The sequence below is a fragment of the Kocuria sp. KSNUG genome (genome assembly GCF_049532735.1).
Classification (GTDB): Bacteria; Actinomycetota; Actinomycetes; order Actinomycetales; family Micrococcaceae; genus Kocuria; species Kocuria rhizophila.
Window position 1 is genome coordinate 2,369,647 of the sequence record NZ_CP150981.1, and the last position, 19,709, is coordinate 2,389,355.

Sequence of the window (19,709 nt, forward strand, 5' to 3'; positions counted from 1 at the left end):
CCGGCTCAGGGCCAGCGCACCTCCACGCCGGAGGTGGCCTGCTCGCAGATCCGGGTCAGTGACCGCGCGGACGTGGAGTTCTCCCCCAGCCGGTTGGGTTTGCCCTCCCCGTGGTAGTCGCTGGAGCCGGTCACGATCAGGTCGTGCTCGGCGGCCATGGTCATGAGGATCGCGCGGGACTCGTCCGGGTTGTCCCGGTGGGCCACTTCCAGCCCGCCCAGCCCGGCGTCGATCATGGCCCCGAAGTCCGCGGCACTGGCCACACGGCCCCGCAGCGGTGCCATGGGGTGCGCGCAGACCGGAACCCCGCCTGCCGCGCGCACGAGCTTGATGGCCTCCACGGGGTCCAGGGCGTCGTGGCGCACGTAGTACTTGGAGCGCCCGGACAGCAGGTCCGAGAACGCGTCCGAGCGGGTGGGAACCACGCCCAGCGCCACGAGCGCGTCCGCGATGTGCGGGCGGCCCACCGTGGCGCCGGGGCCCACCTGGGCGGTGACGTCCTGCCACGTGATGTCGTAGTCCTCCCCCAGCAGCTCCACCATGCGCCGGGCCCGGGTGAGCCGGTTGCGGCGGCACTCCTCGATCCTGTCCACGAGCGGCTGGTGCGTGGGGTCGTGCAGGTAGCTCAGCATGTGCACGGAGATGCCGTCCGAGGTGGTGCAGGTGATCTCCATGCCCGGCACGAACGCCACCCCCAGGCCCACCGCGGTGTCCCCGGCCTCCTGCCACCCGGCTGTGGTGTCGTGGTCGGTGAGCGCAAAGACACTGAGTCCGGCCGCGTGGGCCGAGCGGGCGACGTCGGCGGGGGTCTCCGTGCCGTCCGAGGCGATCGAGTGGGTGTGCAGGTCGATTCTCACCGCCCCCACGATACCCGCGGGCGTCCGCGCGGTTGACCGGCGTGACACCATGGACGGGACAGATCCCGACCCCACCGAGCGCGAGCGATCGCGCCGCGAAGGAGATGACCGCGCCCATGAGCCAGGGCTCAGAACACACCGCCGTTTCCCACCACGCGAGCGAGGACGCCGCGCAGCCCATGGACGAGCGGGTGGACAACCGCTCCCAGCGCCCGGACAGCGACCAGTTCCGCGAGTTCATGGCCTCGGGCTGGGCCCAGCCGGAGCACACGACGACGCCGCGCGCCGAGGTCGCGGAGTTCGCCGCCGCGCGCCGTGCCCGGCTGTCGCGCTTGTTCCCGGGTGAGCGCCTGGTGATCCCGGCCGGTGCCCCCAAGGTGCGCTCCAACGACACCGACTACCGCTTCCGCCCGCACTCCGCGTTCGCGCACGTCACGGGCATGGGCGTGGACCACGAGCCCGAGGCCGTGCTGGTCATGGCGCCCACCGAGCCGGGCCAGGGGGACGACGGCAGCGACCACGTGGCCACGCTGTACTTCCACCCCATGGCGGGGCGGGACACGGACGAGTTCTACGCGGATGCCAAGAACGGCGAGTTCTGGGTGGGTTCCCGCCCCACGCTCCAGCAGCTGCAGGACGAGTTCGGACTGCCCACGCAGGACCTCTCCGCGCTGGAGACGGCCGTGACCAAGGATGCCGGCAACGCCGCCCTGGGCGGATTGAGCATCCGCCTGGTGCGGGACGTGGACCTGAACATGGACGCCCTCGTGGACACCTCGCGGATCAACACGGGCGTGGACCTGGAGCAGTCGGACACCAGGGACGCCACCCTCACCGAGGCGCTCAGCGAGCTGCGCCTGGTCAAGGACGAGTACGAGATCGGGCAGCTGCGCGTGGCGGTGGACGCCACCATCCGCGGCTTCGAGGACATCGTCTCCGTGCTGCCGCGGGCGATCGGCGGCGAGCGCGGTGAGCGCGTGGTCGAGGGTGCGTTCTTCTCCCGCGCCCGCCTGGAGGGCAACGACCTGGGCTACGACACGATCGCCGCGTCCGGCAACAACGCCACCGTGCTGCACTGGATCCGCAACAACGGCTCGGTGAAGCCGGGCGAGCTGATCCTCGTGGACGCGGGCGTGGAGGCGGACTCGCTCTACACCGCGGACCTCACCCGCACCCTGCCCGTGGACGGCACCTACACCGAGGTCCAGCGCCGGATCTACCAGGCCGTGCTCGACGCCGCGGACGCCGCCTTCGAGGTGGCCGTGCCGGGCAACCGTTTCCGGGACGTCCACGCGGCCGCCATGAAGGTCCTGGCCCAGCGCCTGGACGAGTGGGGGCTGCTGCCCGTGTCCGCGGAGGTGTCCCTGTCCGAGTCCGGTCAGCACCACCGCCGCTGGATGCCCCACGGCACGAGCCACCACCTGGGGCTGGACGTGCACGACTGCGCGCAGGCCAAGCGTGAGCTGTACCTGGACGCCGTGATCGAGCCGGGCATGGTGTTCACCATCGAGCCCGGGCTGTACTTCAAGGACGAGGACCTCGCGGTCCCGGAGGAGTACCGCGGGATCGGTGTGCGCATCGAGGACGACGTGCTGATCACCGAGCAGGGCAACGAGAACCTCTCCGCCGCCCTGCCGCGGCGCCCGGAGGACGTGGAGGCCTGGATCCAGGGCATCTGGAGCCGGGACGAGAACGTGGGCCCCTCGGCGGGCCCGGCGTCCTGACCCGACCCCGCGCGTGAGAACGCCCCGCACTGCAGTGCGGGGCGTTTCTCGTGAGCGGCTGACGGCTACCGGCGGTCCTCCGGAGCGGCCGGGCCCGGAGCACCGTGCGTGTCCTGGCCGGACGGGCTGTCCTGGCCCGCCGCGTAGTCCTGGCCCGCCGCGGAGTTCTGGCCCGTGGGCCCACCGGTCTGCGTCCACGGTGCGGAGCGCTCGTCCTGCTCCGGCTCCACGCGGATGCCGTACTGGGGACGTCCGTCCGGCAGGTCCGGGAACGCCGCCGAGCGGGTGCTCTCCTGCTGCGGGGCCGCCTGCGAGGGATCGGCTCCCTGGGCGCTGCTGCCGCCCTGGGCCGCGGGGTGGGGCCGACCGGCCGCCGGTCCCTGCTGCGGGCCGGTCTGCTGCTGGCCTCCCTGCGGGTGGCCGGCACCGGGGTGCTGGCTGCTGCCCGGGGCCCACTGCTGGGCCTGCGGGGCCCCACCCTGGCCACGCGCACCCACGGGTGCACCGCCGTACTGGCCGGGCCCCTGCGGACGGGGGCCCGGGCCACCCTGCATGCCACCGAGCACCTGGCGGGCCTGACCGGCCACCTCCGGTGCCGCGAGCACCTCGTAGCTGCCCGCCACGATCCGGCTGGTGGACGTGAAGTCCCGCTTGCCGCGGGACATGGCGTAGGTGATGGTGGCCATCAGCATGAAGAACGCGCCACCCAGCAGCATGGTGGGCACGATGGAGGCGGCCATCTCCGGGCCGCCGAACATGGTCAGGATCAGGCCCAGGAACGCGCCGAAGAAGATGCCGTTGAGCGCACCCTGCAGGGCCACCCGGGGGTAGGACAGCCGCCCGGTCACCTGCTCCACGGACTTCAGGTCGCTGCCGATGATGGAGACCATGGCCACGGGGAAGTGCTCGTCGGACATGTAGTCCACGGCCTTCTGGGCCTCGGCGTACGTGCGGTAGCGGCCGACCACTTCGCCGCGTGGCATCTCGGGTGCGATGGACAACTGGGACGGGGCGCGATTCGGGGTGCTCATGCGCCCCATTGTTCCCCACCCACCCGCAAGCTCCCAGGGAGGTTCCTGAATCATCGCAGCGGGTGAACACGGTGGCTGCGGTGACCACCGCCGCGGGCGACGGGGCGTCCGGTCCGCACCGAGTGGGCCCATTGACCCCGGGTCACTAGGCTGGGCGGGTGAGCACAAACCTTTCCAAGATCTTCGTGGCCCGGCTGATCGGCCTGGACGTCTTCGACCCCCTGGGCGACCGCCTGGGGCGGCTGCGCGACGTCGTGGTGCTGCTGCGCCCCGGCAGCCGACCGTCGTTGAAGACCCGTCCCCTCGTGGTGGGGCTCGTGGTGGAGGTTCTCGGAAAGAAGCGCGTGTTCGTGCCCATGACCCGGGTGACGAGCATCGACGCGGACCAGATCATCTCCACGGGGCTCGTGAACCTGCGCCGCTTCGAGCAGCGCGGCGCGGAGACCCTCGCGGTGGGTGAGCTGTTCGACCGCACGGTGGTGCTGCTGGACGGCTCCGGCACGGCGACCATCGAGGACGTGGCCATGGAGAAGTCCAACAACCGCGGGGACTGGGTGATCTCGCAACTGTTCGTGCGCCGCTCCCAGTCCACCGGCGGGCTCATCCGGCGCCGCAACCAGACGCTCATCGTGGACTGGGAGGACACCGACGACCCCTCCAGTGCGGGCCACCAACCGGCCACGCAGTGGATCGCGCAGCACGAGGAGGACCAGGCGGCAGACCTCGCGGACGAGCTGCGGGACATGCCGGACAAGCGCAAGCTGGAGATCGCCGCCGAGCTCCAGGACGAACGGCTCGCGGACGTACTCGAGGAGCTGCCCGAGGACGACCAGGTGTTCATCCTCACGCACCTGGACAACGAGCGCGCGGTGGCGCTGCTCGAGGAGATGGACCCGGACGACGCCACGGACCTGCTCAACGAGCTGCCCGAGGCGGAGGCCGAGCGGCTGATCACCATGATGGAGCCCGAGGACGCGGAGGACGTCCGGCGGCTGCGCGAGTACGAGGAGGGCACCGCGGGCTCTCTCATGACCCCCGTCCCCATCGTGCTCTCCCCCGAGGCGACCGTGGCGGAGGCACTGGCCCACATCCGGCAGGAGGAGATCATCCCCGCTGCGGCCTCCGCCGTGCTGGTGTGCCGCCCTCCGCTGGAGACCCCCACGGGCAAGTACCTGGGCTTCGTGCACACGCAGCGGCTGCTGCGGTATCCCCCGCCCGAGGCCATCGGCAACCTGATCGACCGCTCCATCGAGCCGGTCTCGGACCAGGCATCCCTGGCGGACGTCGCACGCGAGCTGGCCACGTACGACCTCACCATCCTCCCCGTGGTCAACGACCAGGACCGGCTCGTGGGCGCCGTGACCATCGACGACGTCCTGGATGCGCTGCTGCCCGAGGACTGGCGCACGTACGACGACGGCACCCCGGTGCGGAAGGTGGGCAAGCGCTATGAGTAGCCCCCGGCAGAACTCCTCCTCGCAGTACTCCCCCGGTCCACTGGACCAGCCGCGGGAGAAGCGACAGGGGTACCTCACCAGGTTCCGCCCCAACCCGGACGCCTTCGGGCAGTCCACCGAGGCGATCGCCCGGTGGATGGGCACACCGCAGTTCCTGCTGTGGATGACCGTGTTCGTGGCGCTGTGGCTCGGCTGGAACACCCTGGCCCCGGAGGAGATCCAGTTCGATCCCCGGGCCCTGAACTTCACCCTGCTGACGCTGATGCTGTCCCTGCAGGCCTCCTACGCCGCGCCCCTGCTGCTGCTCGCGCAGAACCGGCAGGACGACCGTGACCGCGTGGTCGCCGAGGAGGACCGCAAGCGCGGCCAGCAGAACCTCGCGGACACGGAGTACCTCACCCGGGAGATCGCGTCCCTGCGCATCGCCCTGCGCGAGGTCGCCACGCGCGACTACGTCCGCTCCGAGCTGCGCAGCCTGCTCGAGGAGATCCTCGAGGCCCAGGACCGCCGCGACGAGACCTCCGAACCCGGCCCCGAGACCAGACGCTCCGACGGTGGCAGGCGGTCGGAGAGTGGCAGGCGGACCGAGGGCGGAAAGGACCAGCGACGGTGAGCGAGAACCGAATGGACCGCACCATCGACCCGCGGCTGCGCGGCGCGCTGGACAGCGTGATCGACCCCGAGCTGCGCCGCCCCGTCACGGAGCTCGGCATGATCCCCGAGGCCTCCCTGGAGGACGGCACCGCCCGGGTGTCCGTGCTGCTCACGATTTCCGGCTGCCCGTTGCGCGGAACCATCGAGGCGGATCTGCGCACGGCGCTGGGAGCGCTCCCGGAGGTCTCGGACGTGGTGGTGGACGTGGGGGTCATGACGCCTGCGCAGCGCCAGGAGCTGCAGGAGCGGCTGGGTCACCACCGCAGCAACCCCTTCGCGGATCCGAACTCGCTGACGCGCGTGCACGCGATCACGAGCGGCAAGGGAGGGGTGGGCAAGTCCAGCGTGACCGTGAACCTCGCGGCGGCGCTGGCCGCCATGGGCCGTACCGTGGGCATCGTGGACGCGGACGTGCACGGCTTCTCGGTCCCCGGGCTGCTGGGCATCACGCAGTCCCCCACCCGCGTGGGGGACATGATCCTGCCTCCCGTGGTGGAGGTTCCGGAGGGTGTGGACCACGCCTCCGGTGACGGTGCGGCCGGGAACGGTCACCGCTCCCGCGGGGTGGTCAAGGTGATCTCGATCGGCATGTTCGTGGATCCCGCCCAGCCCGTGGCGTGGCGTGGCCCCATGCTGCACCGCGCGGTGGAGCAGTTCCTCACGGACGTCCACTTCGGGGACCTCGACCACCTGCTCCTGGACCTGCCGCCGGGCACCGGGGACATCGCCATCTCGGTGGGCCAGCTGCTGCCCCGCTCCGGCGTGGTGGTGGTCTCCACCCCGCAGCACGCCGCGGTCAGCGTGGCCCAGCGCTCCGGAACCCTGGCAGAGCAGACGGAGCAGAGGGTCACGGGCGTGGTGGAGAACATGTCCGCCATGGTCATGCCGGACGGCTCCACCCTGGAGGTCTTCGGCGCGGGCGGCGGGGAGACCATCGCGGCCTCCCTCACCGAACGGCTGGGCTACGACGTCCCGCTGCTCGGCAGCGTGCCCCTGGACGTCACGGTGCGCGAGGCCTCGGACCGCGGTGTGCCCGCGGTGTGGGCCCACCCGGAGTCCCCCGCGGCCGCGCAGCTGTGGCGGATCGCCCGGGAGCTGGACCGGCAGGGCCGCGGTCTCGCCGGGAAGTCCCTGGGCATCACGCCCCGGGGCTGAGGCGCGCGGCGGGGCGGGAGCCGGCCGAGCGGCGTCGTCGGGCGGGGCAGGGACGCGGGGTCGGCTGCTGCGCTCCGTGGACGGCGCGTGCTCGCGCCCGGGACGGCGACGCCGCTCAGGTGGCCTCGGTGTCGAAGGGCGCCCGTTCCCCGCGGGCCAGGCGACGCACGGTGGGCGCCGCCACGGAGGTCACCGCGGTCGAGGCGGTCGAGCCGCTAGCCCGCTCCTGGTCGTCCTCCATGAGGGCCTCGCGCACGATCACGCGGGGGTCGTACTGCCGGGGATCCAGCTTGCGCCAGTCCATGTCGGAGAACTCCGGACCGAGGGTCTCCTTCAGGTCCTCCGTGGCGCCCGTGGCGTAGCCCCGGATGGTCTTGACCAGTTCCTTGAACTTCTGTGCGTACTCGGGAACCCGCTCGGGGCCGATGATCACCAGAGCCACGATGAGAATGATGATGGCTTCCCCGCCAGTAATCCCGAACACGGGTCGAGCCTACCAACGTCGGAGGGCACCCGGGCGGGGTGTCACCCGAACATCGCCCGAAGCCCGTCCTGCACGGTGGCCCCGAAGCTGTCGTCGGTCTCGGAGGGCAGGCTGACCCGGCCGCGGTCCTCGGCCACGATCGCGCTCACGGTCTGGGCCATCGTGGCGGGAGGAGTGTCGGAGGTGACGGTGTACACGGCGTCCGGGCGCACCATGACCGCGCGCCAGGGCTCTCCGCGCTCCACCCACAGCCGTGAGCCGGAGACCGCGGACTCGTGCATCCCCTCGGCGCTCACGGGGAGCTGGGAGACGCCGTCCACGGGATTGTCGGGGTTGACCTGGCCGCGCTGCTCCACGATCTCCACGGTGCCGTGGTCGTTGCGCAGCGTGACCGTCACGGTGGGCTGGCCCGCCGAGACCGCCTGACGGACGTCCACCACCCGGTGGCCCTCCGCCGCCAGGACGGGCACGGTCCAGCCCTGGGCGTGCAGGGCGTGGATGTCGGCCTTTAAGGCCGTGTCCATCATCGCCCGTGGCCCCGGGTTCCACGTGGCCTCCGCCTGCGCACCGGCCCGGTGCTCGTACTGCGTCTGCCGCCCCACACTCCACGCGGTGGTCGTCAGCGCGGCCACGCACAGGCACGCCGTGAACGCCGAGACGAGCCCGATGGTGCGTCGGCCCGGTCGCCGCGTCCGCCGCGCGCGGTGCTCAGTCACCCGTGTGGACACCCTGCGTCCTCTCCTCGTCGGTCCGGTTCCGCGGGCGCACCAGGGGGCGCGGTGCCGCTGTCGGCTCCATTCTGGGACAGGAGCCTGACAGCGCTCTGGGCGGCCACAGGGCGTTTCCCCCGGCCCCCTCACGGACCGCGATAGGCTGGGCCCGGAAACGACCGGCACCGCGCCGGACCCGTCAGAACGACGTCCCGGGGGCCACCGGTCCCCGGAGCGCACGGCAGCGAAGGACACCCCGCGTCCATGACCACGGACAAGACCACGAGCTGGGCCTACTGCGAGGCCTACGCCACGGAGGACGAGACGGCTCTGCGTGCCCGCGAGCGCTCCCTGGCCCTGCGGCTGGACCCCGTGACGCCCGCGGCCGCCGCGCTGCTCACGGTGCTGGTCTCCGCGGCCCGCCCGGCCACCGTGGTGGAGGTGGGCACCGGTGCAGGCGTCTCGGGCCTGGCCCTGCTGCGCGGGATGCCCTCGGACTCCGTGCTGACCACGATCGACACCGACATCCGCGCACTGCGGGCGGCGCGGGACACCTTCCGCGAGGCGGGCTTCGAGACCAAGCGCACCCGCACCATCTCCGGCGCGGCAGGTCTCGTGCTGCCCCGGCTCACGGAGAACGCCTACGACATGGTGTTCGTGGACGCGGACATCGAGAACACGGCGGACTACGTGATCGAGGGCGCCCGGCTGCTGCGCCGCGGGGGCATGCTCGTGGTCAACGACGCCCTGCACCAGGACCTCGTCCCCCAGCCCGCGCAGCGCCAGGAGGAGACCGTGATCATGCGGGAGGTCGTGCGCACCCTGCGGGACGAGCCGCGACTGTCCACCGCGCTGCTCCCCACCGGCACGGGGATGCTGCTGGCCGTGCGGCGATGACGCGCTCGGTCGTCACTGACGTGCTGCTCGTCGCCGTGGGTGGTGCCGCTGGCAGTCTTCTGCGCTGGGGTCTGGGGCACGTGCTGCCCTCCGGTTCCGTGTGGCACTGGTCCACGCTGACCGTCAACGTGGTCGGTGCCCTCCTGCTGGGCCTGCTGCTCGAGGCCCTCACCCGCCCGGGGGTCGAGTCCCGCCGTACGCACACGGCACGGTTGCTGCTGGGCACCGGGCTGCTGGGGGGCTTCACCACCTACTCCACCTTCGCCCAGGAGCTGTGGGAGCAGGTGCGCTCTGGGGACACCACCCAGGCCCTCGCCTACGCGGCCGTCACCCTGGTGGCGGGTCTGCTCGCGACCGCGGGCGGCATGGTGCTCGGAACGCGCCTGGGCACCCGACCGTCGTCGCACGCACGCGGCGTTGCGGAAGGCCCCGAGCAGTGATCGCGGCTTTCGCTGTGGCGGTGGGTGGCGGGCTGGGCGCCGCCCTGAGGTTCGTGGTGGACCGGTTCGTGACCTCGCACCGGCGGGGCTCGCTCCCCCTGGGAACGGTCCTCGTCAACGTGGTGGGGTCCTTCGGCCTCGGCGTGGTGAGCGGGCTGGGGATCCTCCTGGGCCCGGAGTGGACCCTCGCCCTGGGGACCGGCCTGTTCGGCGGTTTCACCACGTTCTCCACGGCCATGGTGGACGCGGTGCGCCTCGCCCGCGAGCACCGGGGCGGAGCCGCCGCGGCGGTGGTGCTGGGCACGCTGCTCTGGAGCCTGCTGGCGGTTGCCGCGGGCATGATGCTCGCAGCGAACTGGGCCTCCTAGCACTCGGGTCACGGGCCACGACCTCATCCCGGAACGGCGCGAGAGCCCCTCACCGGAGTGAAGGGCTCTCGCGCTGGTGGTGCGGGGACCGGGAACTACTGGGTCACGCCCGCGAGGCATTCGCGCAGCTCGGCGGCCTCGTCCGCCTTGAGCTCGACCACGAGGCGTCCGCCGCCTTCCAGGGGGACCCGCATGATCAGGCTGCGTCCTTCTTTGGTGACCTCCATGGGTCCGTCACCCGTTCTCGGCTTCATGGCCGCCATTTAAGAGCTCCTCTTCGTGTGTGCTGACCGCACCATCTTACCGAACCAGAACCCCCGGCCGTGACCCCGCCCACGCCCCCGGCTCACGGCGGGAAGTCCCCACCGCCGGGCAGCTGCTTCCAGTGCCACAGCCACCCCACCCACACGATCTGCAGGACGGCTCCCGTGACCACGAGCAGCGTGCGGTACGCCCTGGACCCGCTCACGTGCACGAGGGCCGCGGCCAGTGGCGCCCACGGCAGCAGCAGCCGGAACGTGGAGGTCTGCGGGTTGAGCACGAGCAGCAGGTAGCACCCGTAGGCGGCGATCCACACGCGCACGAAGAACGGCAGGGCCCGGCGCACGGGAGCCGAGCGCAGCATGAGCACCACCGCGACAACGAGCGCCACGGGAGCGAGCAGCCCCCCGACCGGGCCGAGCAGCACGGTGGCCTGGTGGAACCACGGGAGCACGGGAATCACGTCCGAGGCACCGCGCCACGCGGCCTCGGTCTCGGTGTACGCCGTGGGTTCACCCGTGACCGCCCACGCGATCGCCGGCCACGCGAGGGCCGCGGCGCACGCGGTCAGCGCCACGGCGAGCCAGCGGTCCGCGCAGCGGTACCAGGGACGACGCCGCGCGCGCACGTCCTGCACGCTGCGCCACAGCCACCACACGCCGAGGGCGGCCGCGAGGGCCACCCCGGTGGGACGGGTCAGGGCCTGCAGCACGGTGAACACCACGGCCCGGCCGGGCCGCTCACGCACCACGCACAGGATCGCGCTGAGCAGGAGCAGCATGCTCAGGGCCTCCGCGTACGGGGTCTGCAGCACGGGCGCCACGGGGTTGAACGCGAACACCGCCACCGTCCACAGCGCGGGCACACTCGCTCCCCCGCGGGTGCGGGGGGTGCTCATCACCGGGGCCGTGCACGTGAGGCGGTACAGCACCAGCGCCGCCCCGAACCCCGCCAGCAGGGACACCGTGGCCGCAGTGACCGCCCACCCGGTCCCGGTGACCTCCGCGATCCCGCGCACCAGCAGGGGGTGGACCGGGTAGAACGCCCAGGGGTTCTCGCTCACCGTGCCCAGGGAGTCCCGGGGCAGCTCCGTGGGATACCCCTGCTCGAAGATGGTGCGGTACCAATCGGAGTCCCACGTGGCCACGAAGTCCAGGTAGCCCAGGGCGCCGTCGCCCCACGGCCCCGGGCCCTGCTGGCCGCCGACCACGCTGAAGACCGCCCACCCCCAGACCCGGGAGAGCCCGTAGACCAGCAGCACCGCGAGCCACCACGGGCTCCGGGCCCACGCGCCACTCAGGGCAGCCCGCCACGGACGACGCCGCGCGGTGAGGGCGTCCTCGGCGGTCACCGTTCCGGCGGCGCGCGATGCGCCGAGCGCCCCGTCGTTCACGGTGGAGGGGTGCCCGGGGCCCGCCCGGTGCTCCGCGTCCGCGGGGCGCCGCGCGTCGTCCGATCCTGCGGCGGCGCCGGACCCGGGGGCCACGCCGCCGGGCGCGGCCGCGTCCCTACGGTCCCGATCCCCCGAATGCCTCCGCCCCGTGTCCCGGGACCGGCTCATGCCTCGGATCCGGGAGCGGTCTCCCCTGGGAGGTCGTGGTCCGGGGTGACGTCGGGGGAACCGGGGCGGGCCGCAGAACGGGGGACGGCGGCGTCGTCCACCGGGATCCCGGGGTCCTCGGCGTGGACGGACGTGAGGATCTCCAGGACCTCCTCGGCGGTGTCCACCACGCGCAGCAGGTCGAGGTCCGCCTCGCCCACCTTGCCGCCGGCCACGAGCGTGCCCGTGATCCAGTCCAGCAGCGGGCCCCAGTACTCGGTGCCCACCAGGACCACGGGGAAGCGGGTGATCTTGCCGGTCTGCACCAGGGTCAGCGCCTCGAACAGCTCGTCCAGGGTGCCGAAGCCACCGGGCAGCGCCACGAAGCCCTGGCTGTACTTCATGAACATGGTCTTGCGCGCGAAGAAGTACCGGAAGTTGATGCCCAGGTCCACCCAGTGGTTCAGGTGCTGCTCGTGGGGCAGCTCGATCCCGATGCCCACGGAGTGGGCGCCCACGTCCACGGCACCGCGGTTCGCGGCCTCCATGACACCGGGGCCGCCGCCCGTGATCACGGCGTAGCCCGCGGCGCCGATCTGCCGCCCGAGCTCGCGGCCCAGCTCGTACTCGGGGTGTCCGGGGGCGGTGCGCGCGGAGCCGAACACGGTGATCGCGGGGCCGAGGTTCGCGAGCGCGTCGAAGCCCTCCACGAACTCCGCCTGGATGCGCAGCACGCGCCACGGGTCCGTGCGGGTGAAGTCGTCCGGCTCCGCGGGGCGCTGGTCCAGGAAGCGCTGGTCGGAGGTGCGGCGCTGCAGCTGGCCGCGGCGCAGCACCACGGGGCCCTTGTGGCGCTCGGCGGGGCCGGCGGACGGCGTCTGGGGATCGGGGGTCGTGTGCTGGGAAGTCATGGGCTCAGGCTACGTGGCGGATCAGGACAACCACTGGGACAGGGCACGGTGGCACGCGCGCACGGCGTCGTCGACCACGTGCTCGTCGTCCGTGTGGGCCAGCAGGGCGTCCCCGGGGCCGAAGTTCACGGCGGGCACCCCCGCCTCGGAGAACCGGGCCACGTCCGTCCAGCCGTACTTGGGCATGGGCTCCTGGCCCACCGCCGCCACGAACTGCGCGGCTGCCGGGCGGTCCAGTCCGGGCCGCGCCGCCGGGGAGAGGTCCTGCCACTCGATCTCGTACCCCTCGAACACCTCACGGACGTGCTGCTGCGCCTGCTCCAGCGTCTTGTCCGGGGCGAAACGGTAGTTGACCTCCACCCACGCGGTGTCCGGGATGACGTTGCCGGCCACTCCCCCGCCGATCCGGATGGCGTTGAGCCCCTCGCGGTAGTCCAGCCCCTCCACAGTGATGGTCCGCGGTTCGTAGCGCGCCAGCCGCTCCAGCAGCTCCGCCTGCTTGTGGATCGCGTTGTCCCCGATCCACGCGCGCCCTGAGTGCGAAGCCTTGCCGTGGGTGGTGATCCGCAAGCGCATGGTGCCGTTGCACCCGCCCTCCACCGTGCCGTTGGTGGGTTCCAGCAGCACCGCGAAGTCCGCCTCGAGCAGCTGCGGCGCGTTGCGCATCACGCGCCCCAGACCGCTGGCGTCGCTGGAGACCTCCTCGTGGTCGTAGAACACGTACGTGACGTCCCGGTTCGGCTCCCTCAGCTCGTGGGCCAGCGCGAGCTGCACGGCCACCCCGCCCTTCATGTCCGTGGTGCCGCGGCCGTAGATCACGTCCCGGTCCCCTTCACGACGCCGCACGGACGGCACCGCGCCCAGGGCACCCTCCACGGTGGGCAGGGGCACGGTGTCCAGGTGCCCGGCGAGGATCACCCGCTCGTCCCGTCCCAGCTCGGTGCGCGCCACCACGGTGTCCCCGTCCCGGTGCACCGTGAGGTGCGGCAGCTCGCGCAGGGCCGCCTCCACGGCGTCGGCGAGCGGCCCCTCGTGGTCCGAGACGGACTCCACGTCCACGAGCGCGGCCGTGAGGTCCGCGGGGTCCATGCTGAGGTCCAGTACGGGTGTCTGCTGATCGGCTGCCATGGCGGCCAGCATAGTCACCGCACGGCCTCAGTCGTCCTGGAGCCTGAACGCCACGACGTCCACCTCGGCGTCTGCGGAGAGACCCGGGTAGTGGGCGTCGAGCGCCGCGTGAAGGGCGCGGAGCGAGTCGAACCCGTCCCGTTGCGCGTCTGCGTCCGTGAGGTCTGAGCGACGGGTGGACCGGACGTCGGTGACCACCGCCGGAAAGCTCACCTCGGTGCCGCGGGCGCCGTCGAACACGATCTCGGCGGGCCCCGTCCGGAAGGGGTCGTCCACGCGGATCGTCTGCCGCTTCACCCCGGACCGGATGGCGTTCTCGTATCCCTCCCACATGTAGACCCGCTGCGGGCGCTCCGCCGCGTGCTGGTCGTAGGCAAGGGGCAGGAGGTCCCGAGCGGTCCGTGTGGTCAGGCCGCCCTGGTCGCGGACCACGAAGAGGATGTCCGGGGAGAGGTCGTGGACGATCTGCCGGCACTTGCCGCACGGTGCGATGATGTCCCCCGTGGGCCCGTAGGCGGCGGCCATCACCGCAATGGGGTCCTCAGGAATGGAGCCCGCATGGCTGGACAGCACGGCGATCTCCCCGCACGGTCCGCCCAGGAAGTGGTAGGTGTTCAGCCCCAGGACCACGCGCCCCGATTCCGTCAGAGCGCCGGCCGCCACGGTGTGGGCGTCGTCGTCGTGGAACCGTTGCGCGTGGGCGATGACTTGGCGGGTGAGTTCGCGGACGTCGTCGGTGAGCATGCCTTCACCCTAGCCACCGTTGTGCACCCTCGGTCCTGCGCGGCTGCGGCACCTCTGCTGTCTCCGCCCGGCACTTAGGATGGAGCCATGACTTCAACGAGCAAGAGCACCGTCAACTCCCGCGTCGCCTCGGGCGTGGGCCTGGCCACCGTGGTGGACGCCGGCGAGCGCGCGGGGACCGTCCTGGACGTCTTCTACCCCGCCCCGGCCCTGAGCGCGAACCCGGACGCCAGCTACGAGGCGGACCTGCGCGTGGCCGCGACCACGGACCCGGACCGCAACGTGCGCTCCGAGATCGTGACCACGGTGATCGACCTCGACGAGGCCCCCCGCGACACCGCCGACGCCTACCTGCGGCTGCACCTGCTCTCCCACCGCCTCGCGCAGCCCAACACGCTCAACCTGGACGGCATCTTCGGTCTGCTCGCCAACGTGGCCTGGACCAGTCGCGGTCCGGTGCTCGCCGAGGAGCTGACCCGGTCGTTGCTGCGGCTGCGCGCCGGCGGGGCCGTCACGGTGTTCGGCGTGGACAAGTTCCCCCGCATGGTGGACTACGTGGTCCCCTCCGGTGTCCGCATCGGGGACGCGGACCGCGTGCGCCTGGGGGCGCACCTGGGCGAGGGCACCACGGTGATGCACGAGGGCTTCGTGAACTTCAACGCCGGCACCCTGGGCGCTGCCATGGTCGAGGGCCGGATCTCCGCGGGCGTGGTGGTCCACGACCACACGGACATCGGCGGCGGCGCGTCCATCATGGGCACGCTCTCCGGGGGCGGCAAGCAGCGCATCACCCTGGGCGAGCGCTGCCTCCTGGGCGCCAACGCGGGCGTGGGCATCTCCCTGGGAGACGACTGCGTGGTCGAGGCCGGGCTCTACGTCACCGCGGGCACCCGGGTCTCCCTGCTCGACGCCGCCGCGGAACCCCGCGTGGTCAAGGCCTCGGAGCTCTCGGGCGTCTCCAACCTGCTGTTCCGCCGCAACTCCACCACGGGCGCGGTGGAGGCACTGCCCCGCCGCAACGGCACCGTGGAGCTGAACGCGCAGCTGCACGCGAACTGACGCGGGCGGCGTCGTCCGCCGGCAGGTGGCCGGGTTCCCGGGAGACGGGGAGCCCGGCCACCCGTGTTTCCCGGGTGCACTGGATAGGGTGGAGCCCATGAAGATTCTTGTCACCGGGGGAACCGGCTACATCGGCTCGCACACCGTCCTCGCCCTGCTGGAGGCCGGCCACGACGTGGTCGTTCTGGACAACCTCTCCAACTCCTCCCGCGCGTCCCTGGACCGCGTGGCCGAACTGGCCGGTCGTGACGTGGCGGCATTCGAGCAGGTGGACCTGCTGGACCGCCCGGGCCTGGACACCGTGTTCCGGGACCACCGCCCGGACGCCGTGATCCACTTCGCCGGGCTCAAGGCCGTGGGCGAGTCCGCGCAGAAGCCCCTGTGGTACTACACCAACAACGTCTCCGGCACCGTGAACCTGCTGTGGGCCATGGAGGAGAACGACTGCCGCAGCATCGTGTTCTCGTCCTCCGCCACAGTGTACGGCGCGCCGGAGACCATGCCGCTGACCGAGAAGCTGTCCATGGACGCCCAGAACCCCTACGGGCGCACCAAGGAGCACATCGAGGACATGCTCGCGGACCTCGCGGCCTCGGACGAGCGCTGGTCCGTGGCGCTGCTGCGCTACTTCAACCCGGTGGGCGCCCACGAGTCCGGGCGGATCGGCGAGGACCCCTCGGGCATCCCCAACAACCTCATGCCGTTCGTGGCGCAGGTGGCCGTGGGGCGGCGCGAGAAGCTCATGGTCTTCGGCGACGACTACCCCACCCCGGACGGCACCGGCGTGCGCGACTACATCCACGTGGTGGACCTCGCGGACGGCCACCTGAAGGCCCTGGACCGCATCAGCGAGGACCCCGGGGTGCACGTGTGGAACCTGGGCACCGGCCGCGGCTACTCGGTCCTGGAGGTCCGGGAGGCGTTCCAGAAGGCCTCCGGCCGGGAGATCCCCTACGAGATCGCCCCGCGCCGTCCCGGCGACGCCGCCGTGTCCTACGCGGATCCCGCGTCCGCCCTCGCGGAGCTGGGCTGGTCCGCGGACCGGGACATCGACACCATGTGCCGGGACCACTGGAACTGGCAGAAGAACAACCCCAACGGCTACGAGGGCTGAGACCCTCCCCGGTCCCGGGCCCGACGCCGCCCGCGCGCCGGCCCGGGCAGGGGGGCCTGGACGCGCAGGAGAGCCGCACGGCACCTCTGCGACCGCCTCCGTCCCGGCGTCCGCGCCGGGCCCCACGAGAACGCCGCCCCGGCCACCGAGAAGGTGACCGGGGCGGCGTCGTACCGGCAGCGCCGGCCGGCTCAGTTGGCCGTGGGGTAGTGGCGCTCGCCCTCGCCCACGTAGAGCTGGCGGGGACGGCCGATCTTGGTCTCGGGGTCCTCGATCATCTCGCGCCACTGGGCGATCCAGCCGGGCAGGCGGCCGATCGCGAAGAGCACGGTGAACATCTTCTCCGGGAAGCCCATGGCCTTGTAGATCAGACCCGTGTAGAAGTCCACGTTCGGGTAGAGCTTGCGCTCCACGAAGTAGTCGTCCGCGAGCGCCTTCTCCTCCAGGCCGATGGCCAGGTCCAGCAGCTCGTTGTTGCCGCCCATCTTGGCCAGGACGTCGTGGGCGTAGCCCTTGATGATGCGGGCCCGGGGATCGTAGTTCTTGTAGACACGGTGCCCGAAGCCCATGAGGCGGACGCCGTCCTCCTTGTTCTTGACCTTCTCCATGAACTCGTCCGCGGACAGCCCGCGGTTCTGGATCTGGTCCAGCATGGCCAGCACGGCCTCGTTGGCGCCGCCGTGCAGCGGGCCGTAGAGGGCGTTGATGCCCGCAGAGACGGACGCGAACATGTTGGCGTGGGAGGAGCCCACCAGTCGCACGGTGGAGGTGGAGCAGTTCTGCTCGTGGTCCGCGTGCAGCATGAACAGGATGTCCAGGGTCTTGGCGACCACCGGGTCCACCTCGTAGTCCTCGGCGGGCACGCCGAAGCACATGCGCAGGAAGTTCTCCGCGTAGTTGAGGTTGTTGTGGGGGTAGAGCTGCGGCTCGCCCACGGACTTCTTGTACGCGTACGCGGCCAGGGTGGGCACCTTGGCGAGCAGGCGGATGGTGGAGATCTCCACGTGCTCCTTGTTGAACGGGTCCAGGGAGTCCGAGTAGAACGTGGACAGCGCGGAGACCGCCGAGGAGAGCACGGGCATGGGGTGCGCGGAGCGCGGGAAGCCGTTGAAGAACAGCTTGATGTCCTCGTGCACCATGGTGTGCGTGGTGATCCGGTGCTGGAAGTCCTCGTACTGCTCACGCGTGGGCAGCTCGCCGTAGATCAGCAGGTAGGCGGTCTCCAGGAAGTTGGAGTGCTCCGCGAGCTCCTCGATGGGGTAGCCCCGGTAGCGCAGGATGCCCTGGGCGCCGTCGATGTAGGTCACCGAGGAGCGGGTGTTCGCGGTGTTGACGAAACCGGGGTCGAAGCTGACGTTGCCGGTCTCCTTGAGCAGCGAGCCGATGCCGTAGCCCTTGTTGCCCTCGGTCACCTCCAGCACGGGGAGGTCCAGGGTCTTGTCCTTGTCGTAGCTCAGTTCCACCTTGCCGGTGTTCTTCTTGGCCTCTGCCATGGTGAGTCCTTCACGTTTTTCTCGGGTGTTCCGCTGATCGGTGTGTCCTCGCACGCCGCCACACCGTCGTGGCGGCGGGAGGGCACGGACACCGGGCGGGACACGGTGTGATCCTGCACCAACCTACTCGCTAGTGCGAGCGTGATTCCACTTGCCCCGGTGCGCGGGGTGCTGTCAGACCGCCCGTTCCAGGCGCTGCACGGCCGCGGCCATGCGCTCGTCCGTGGCGGTCAGGGACAGCCGGACGAAGCCGTGCCCCGCCTCGCCGTAGAACGTCCCCGGACCCACCACGATGCCGAGGCGGGCAAAGCGCTCCACGGTGGTCCAGGTGTCCTCCCCCGCCGCGCCCCACAGGTACAGCCCCGCCTCGGAGTGCTCGATGCTCAGTCCGAACGCCTCCACCACGGGCTTCAGCGCGGCACGACGCTGCCGGTACAGGCTCTTCTGCGCCGCCACGTGAGCGGTGTCCCCCAGGGCCACGCGCATGGCCTCCTGCACGGGGTAGGCCACGATCATCCCCGCGTGCTTGCGCGAGTTGATCAGGGACGGCATGAGTGCGGGATCCCCGGCCAGGAACGCGGCGCGGTAGCCCGCGAGGTTCGACTGCTTAGACAGCGAGTACGCGCTGAGCAGCAGGGACATGTCCCCGCCGCTGACCCGCGGGTCCAGCACGGACGGCACGGGCTCCCCGCCCTCCGCGGGATCCCACCGGCCCCAGCCCAGCTCCGTGTAGCACTCGTCCGAAACCACCACGGCACCCTGCGCCCGCGCCTGGTCCACGAGCTCACGCAGCGAGGCGGCGTCGCGCACGATGCCCGTGGGGTTGCCCGGGGAGTTGACCCACACCATGCGCACGCGCTCGCGCACGGACGGTTCCAGCTCGTCCAGGGAGTCGGCGGCCACGGACTCGGCGCCAGCGAGCCGCGCCCCGATGTCATAGGTGGGGTACGCCACCACGGGGCGCACCACCACGTCGCCGGGGCCGAGCCCCAGCAGCAGGGGCAACCACGCCACGAGCTCCTTGGAGCCCACGGTGGGCATCACGGCCTCCGGGTCCAGCCCGGGAACACCGCGCCGCTCGGCGTACCACGCGACCACGGCCTCCCGCAGCGCGGGCGTGCCGTGCGTGGTGGGGTAGCCGGGAGCGTCCGCGGCGGCCGCGAGGGCGTCCTGGACCACCAGTGGCGTGGGGTCCACGGGGGTCCCGATGGACAGGTCCACCACACCGTCCGGGTGCTGCTGCGCGAGCTCCCGGTACGGGGCCAGCGCGTTCCACGGGTAGTCGGGCAGGTCCAGGCCGAAGCCGCGCCGCTCGCTCACCGGATCAGTCCTGGTTCTGCGGGGGCAGTGCGGCGATCAGCGGGTGGTCCTTGTGGGTGTTGCCGAGCTTCGCGGCCCCGCCCGGGGAGCCGAGGTCGTCGAAGAACTCCACGTTGGCCTTGTAGTAGTCCGCCCACTCCTCGGGGGTGTCGTCCTCGTAGTAGATGGCCTCCACGGGGCACACCGGCTCGCACGCACCGCAGTCCACGCACTCGTCCGGGTGGATGTAGAGCGTGCGCTCACCCTCGTAGATGCAGTCCACGGGGCACTCCTCCACGCACGCCTTGTCCTTGACGTCCACGCAGGGCTGAGCAATCACGTAAGTCACGGGTGACGGACCTTTCCTTCAGTTCCCAAGTTGT

At 71.7% G+C, this 19,709-nt stretch carries 21 protein-coding genes; 9 read left to right on the forward strand and 12 right to left on the reverse strand.

What is annotated here, in order from left to right; translation table 11 throughout:
- Window positions 1-5: 5 nt before the first annotated feature.
- On the reverse strand, window positions 6-857 hold the full coding sequence (locus AABM36_RS10315) for a PHP domain-containing protein (RefSeq protein WP_029603143.1): 852 nt from the start codon (window positions 855-857) through the stop codon (window positions 6-8).
- 116 nt (window positions 858-973) lie between these two features.
- On the opposite strand from AABM36_RS10315, the gene AABM36_RS10320 reads away from it, so the two are divergent.
- Window positions 974-2,581, forward strand: coding sequence for an aminopeptidase P family protein (locus AABM36_RS10320; protein ID WP_035885087.1), 1,608 nt, complete (start codon window positions 974-976; stop codon window positions 2,579-2,581).
- A gap of 65 nt (window positions 2,582-2,646) precedes the next feature.
- Here the strand turns inward: AABM36_RS10320 and AABM36_RS10325 are convergent, their stop codons facing one another.
- Complete coding sequence (locus AABM36_RS10325) at window positions 2,647-3,612, reverse strand: general stress protein (RefSeq protein WP_181950976.1); 966 nt, start codon at window positions 3,610-3,612, stop codon at window positions 2,647-2,649.
- 158 nt (window positions 3,613-3,770) lie between these two features.
- Between AABM36_RS10325 and AABM36_RS10330 the strand changes: the two genes are divergently transcribed.
- The 3 genes from AABM36_RS10330 to AABM36_RS10340 are packed head-to-tail and all read left to right on the forward strand — an operon-like array spanning window position 3,771 to window position 6,878.
- Window positions 3,771-5,069, forward strand: a complete 1,299-nt coding sequence (locus AABM36_RS10330) for a magnesium transporter MgtE N-terminal domain-containing protein (protein WP_019309465.1) — start codon at window positions 3,771-3,773, stop codon at window positions 5,067-5,069.
- The gene (locus tag AABM36_RS10335) at window positions 5,062-5,682 is read left to right on the forward strand and encodes a DUF1003 domain-containing protein (RefSeq protein WP_019309466.1); all 621 of its coding nucleotides are present in this window, start codon (window positions 5,062-5,064) and stop codon (window positions 5,680-5,682) included. Before AABM36_RS10330 ends, AABM36_RS10335 begins: the two co-directional genes overlap by 8 nt.
- Window positions 5,683-5,693: 11 nt before the next feature.
- Window positions 5,694-6,878: an Mrp/NBP35 family ATP-binding protein gene (locus tag AABM36_RS10340; protein WP_423447942.1), complete on the forward strand. Its 1,185-nt coding sequence runs from the start codon at window positions 5,694-5,696 to the stop codon at window positions 6,876-6,878.
- A 115-nt stretch (window positions 6,879-6,993) separates the two neighbouring features.
- Here AABM36_RS10340 and AABM36_RS10345 read toward each other — a convergent pair whose 3' ends face one another.
- Window positions 6,994-7,362, reverse strand: coding sequence for a twin-arginine translocase TatA/TatE family subunit (locus tag AABM36_RS10345; protein ID WP_019309468.1), 369 nt, complete (start codon window positions 7,360-7,362; stop codon window positions 6,994-6,996).
- Window positions 7,363-7,403: 41 nt separating this feature from the next.
- Entirely contained in the window at window positions 7,404-8,078 is a 675-nt protein-coding gene (locus AABM36_RS10350) for a hypothetical protein (protein ID WP_100205663.1), read from the reverse strand.
- A 258-nt stretch (window positions 8,079-8,336) separates the two neighbouring features.
- On the opposite strand from AABM36_RS10350, the gene AABM36_RS10355 reads away from it, so the two are divergent.
- The 3 genes from AABM36_RS10355 to crcB are packed head-to-tail and all read left to right on the forward strand — an operon-like array spanning window position 8,337 to window position 9,777.
- On the forward strand, window positions 8,337-8,969 hold the full coding sequence (locus AABM36_RS10355) for an O-methyltransferase (RefSeq protein ID WP_019309470.1): 633 nt from the start codon (window positions 8,337-8,339) through the stop codon (window positions 8,967-8,969).
- The gene (locus AABM36_RS10360; RefSeq protein WP_019309471.1) at window positions 8,966-9,409 is read left to right on the forward strand and encodes a camphor resistance protein CrcB; all 444 of its coding nucleotides are present in this window, start codon (window positions 8,966-8,968) and stop codon (window positions 9,407-9,409) included. The genes AABM36_RS10355 and AABM36_RS10360 overlap by 4 nt, the downstream gene beginning before the upstream one ends.
- A complete protein-coding gene (crcB, locus tag AABM36_RS10365; protein ID WP_039101742.1) occupies window positions 9,406-9,777 on the forward strand; it encodes a fluoride efflux transporter CrcB in 372 nt (123 codons plus the stop codon). Before AABM36_RS10360 ends, crcB begins: the two co-directional genes overlap by 4 nt.
- A 95-nt stretch (window positions 9,778-9,872) precedes the next feature.
- Here crcB and AABM36_RS10370 read toward each other — a convergent pair whose 3' ends face one another.
- The 5 genes from AABM36_RS10370 to AABM36_RS10390 all read right to left on the reverse strand — a co-directional run bounded on the left by AABM36_RS10370 (window position 9,873) and on the right by AABM36_RS10390 (window position 14,361).
- A complete protein-coding gene (locus tag AABM36_RS10370) occupies window positions 9,873-10,040 on the reverse strand; it encodes a DUF3117 domain-containing protein (protein ID WP_012397900.1) in 168 nt (55 codons plus the stop codon).
- A gap of 83 nt (window positions 10,041-10,123) precedes the next feature.
- Window positions 10,124-11,524: a hypothetical protein gene (locus AABM36_RS10375; RefSeq protein ID WP_259273857.1), complete on the reverse strand. Its 1,401-nt coding sequence runs from the start codon at window positions 11,522-11,524 to the stop codon at window positions 10,124-10,126.
- 71 nt (window positions 11,525-11,595) lie between these two features.
- On the reverse strand, window positions 11,596-12,489 hold the full coding sequence (locus AABM36_RS10380; protein ID WP_019309474.1) for a TIGR00730 family Rossman fold protein: 894 nt from the start codon (window positions 12,487-12,489) through the stop codon (window positions 11,596-11,598).
- Between the two features lie 21 nt (window positions 12,490-12,510).
- Window positions 12,511-13,617, reverse strand: a complete 1,107-nt coding sequence (gene dapE / locus AABM36_RS10385) for a succinyl-diaminopimelate desuccinylase (protein WP_035885096.1) — start codon at window positions 13,615-13,617, stop codon at window positions 12,511-12,513.
- A gap of 27 nt (window positions 13,618-13,644) precedes the next feature.
- Window positions 13,645-14,361, reverse strand: coding sequence for an ASCH domain-containing protein (locus tag AABM36_RS10390; protein WP_019309476.1), 717 nt, complete (start codon window positions 14,359-14,361; stop codon window positions 13,645-13,647).
- 87 nt (window positions 14,362-14,448) lie between these two features.
- On the opposite strand from AABM36_RS10390, the gene dapD reads away from it, so the two are divergent.
- Together dapD and galE are read left to right on the forward strand one after the other, a co-directional pair.
- Entirely contained in the window at window positions 14,449-15,420 is a 972-nt protein-coding gene (gene dapD / locus AABM36_RS10395; protein WP_019309477.1) for a 2,3,4,5-tetrahydropyridine-2,6-dicarboxylate N-succinyltransferase, read from the forward strand.
- Between the two features lie 97 nt (window positions 15,421-15,517).
- Window positions 15,518-16,534: a UDP-glucose 4-epimerase GalE gene (gene galE, locus AABM36_RS10400; RefSeq protein ID WP_019309478.1), complete on the forward strand. Its 1,017-nt coding sequence runs from the start codon at window positions 15,518-15,520 to the stop codon at window positions 16,532-16,534.
- Between the two features lie 191 nt (window positions 16,535-16,725).
- Here the strand turns inward: galE and AABM36_RS10405 are convergent, their stop codons facing one another.
- The 3 genes from AABM36_RS10405 to fdxA all read right to left on the reverse strand — a co-directional run bounded on the left by AABM36_RS10405 (window position 16,726) and on the right by fdxA (window position 19,675).
- The gene (locus AABM36_RS10405) at window positions 16,726-18,027 is read right to left on the reverse strand and encodes a citrate synthase (RefSeq protein ID WP_081477418.1); all 1,302 of its coding nucleotides are present in this window, start codon (window positions 18,025-18,027) and stop codon (window positions 16,726-16,728) included.
- 174 nt (window positions 18,028-18,201) lie between these two features.
- Window positions 18,202-19,347 carry a succinyldiaminopimelate transaminase gene (dapC, locus tag AABM36_RS10410; RefSeq protein ID WP_019309480.1) on the reverse strand — a complete coding sequence of 382 codons (1,146 nt, stop codon included), beginning with the start codon at window positions 19,345-19,347 and terminating at the stop codon, window positions 18,202-18,204.
- A gap of 4 nt (window positions 19,348-19,351) precedes the next feature.
- Window positions 19,352-19,675, reverse strand: a complete 324-nt coding sequence (gene fdxA, locus AABM36_RS10415) for a ferredoxin (RefSeq protein ID WP_019309481.1) — start codon at window positions 19,673-19,675, stop codon at window positions 19,352-19,354.
- Between the last annotated feature and the right edge of the window lie 34 nt (window positions 19,676-19,709).

What these genes read in the sequence shown, in the direction of transcription:
- dapD (WP_019309477.1), top strand. Translation starts at nt 14,449, where the DNA reads ATGACTTCAACGAGCAAGAGCACCGTCAACTCCCGCGTCGCCTCGGGC.
- AABM36_RS10370 (WP_012397900.1), bottom strand. Translation starts at nt 10,040, where the DNA reads ATGGCGGCCATGAAGCCGAGAACGGGTGACGGACCCATGGAGGTCACC.
- AABM36_RS10335 (WP_019309466.1), top strand. Translation starts at nt 5,062, where the DNA reads ATGAGTAGCCCCCGGCAGAACTCCTCCTCGCAGTACTCCCCCGGTCCA.
- AABM36_RS10325 (WP_181950976.1), bottom strand. Translation starts at nt 3,612, where the DNA reads ATGAGCACCCCGAATCGCGCCCCGTCCCAGTTGTCCATCGCACCCGAG.
- AABM36_RS10360 (WP_019309471.1), top strand. Translation starts at nt 8,966, where the DNA reads ATGACGCGCTCGGTCGTCACTGACGTGCTGCTCGTCGCCGTGGGTGGT.
- galE (WP_019309478.1), top strand. Translation starts at nt 15,518, where the DNA reads ATGAAGATTCTTGTCACCGGGGGAACCGGCTACATCGGCTCGCACACC.
- AABM36_RS10355 (WP_019309470.1), top strand. Translation starts at nt 8,337, where the DNA reads ATGACCACGGACAAGACCACGAGCTGGGCCTACTGCGAGGCCTACGCC.
- AABM36_RS10340 (WP_423447942.1), top strand. Translation starts at nt 5,694, where the DNA reads ATGGACCGCACCATCGACCCGCGGCTGCGCGGCGCGCTGGACAGCGTG.
- dapE (WP_035885096.1), bottom strand. Translation starts at nt 13,617, where the DNA reads ATGGCAGCCGATCAGCAGACACCCGTACTGGACCTCAGCATGGACCCC.
- AABM36_RS10405 (WP_081477418.1), bottom strand. Translation starts at nt 18,027, where the DNA reads ATGGCAGAGGCCAAGAAGAACACCGGCAAGGTGGAACTGAGCTACGAC.
- AABM36_RS10380 (WP_019309474.1), bottom strand. Translation starts at nt 12,489, where the DNA reads ATGACTTCCCAGCACACGACCCCCGATCCCCAGACGCCGTCCGCCGGC.
- AABM36_RS10390 (WP_019309476.1), bottom strand. Translation starts at nt 14,361, where the DNA reads ATGCTCACCGACGACGTCCGCGAACTCACCCGCCAAGTCATCGCCCAC.
- AABM36_RS10320 (WP_035885087.1), top strand. Translation starts at nt 974, where the DNA reads ATGAGCCAGGGCTCAGAACACACCGCCGTTTCCCACCACGCGAGCGAG.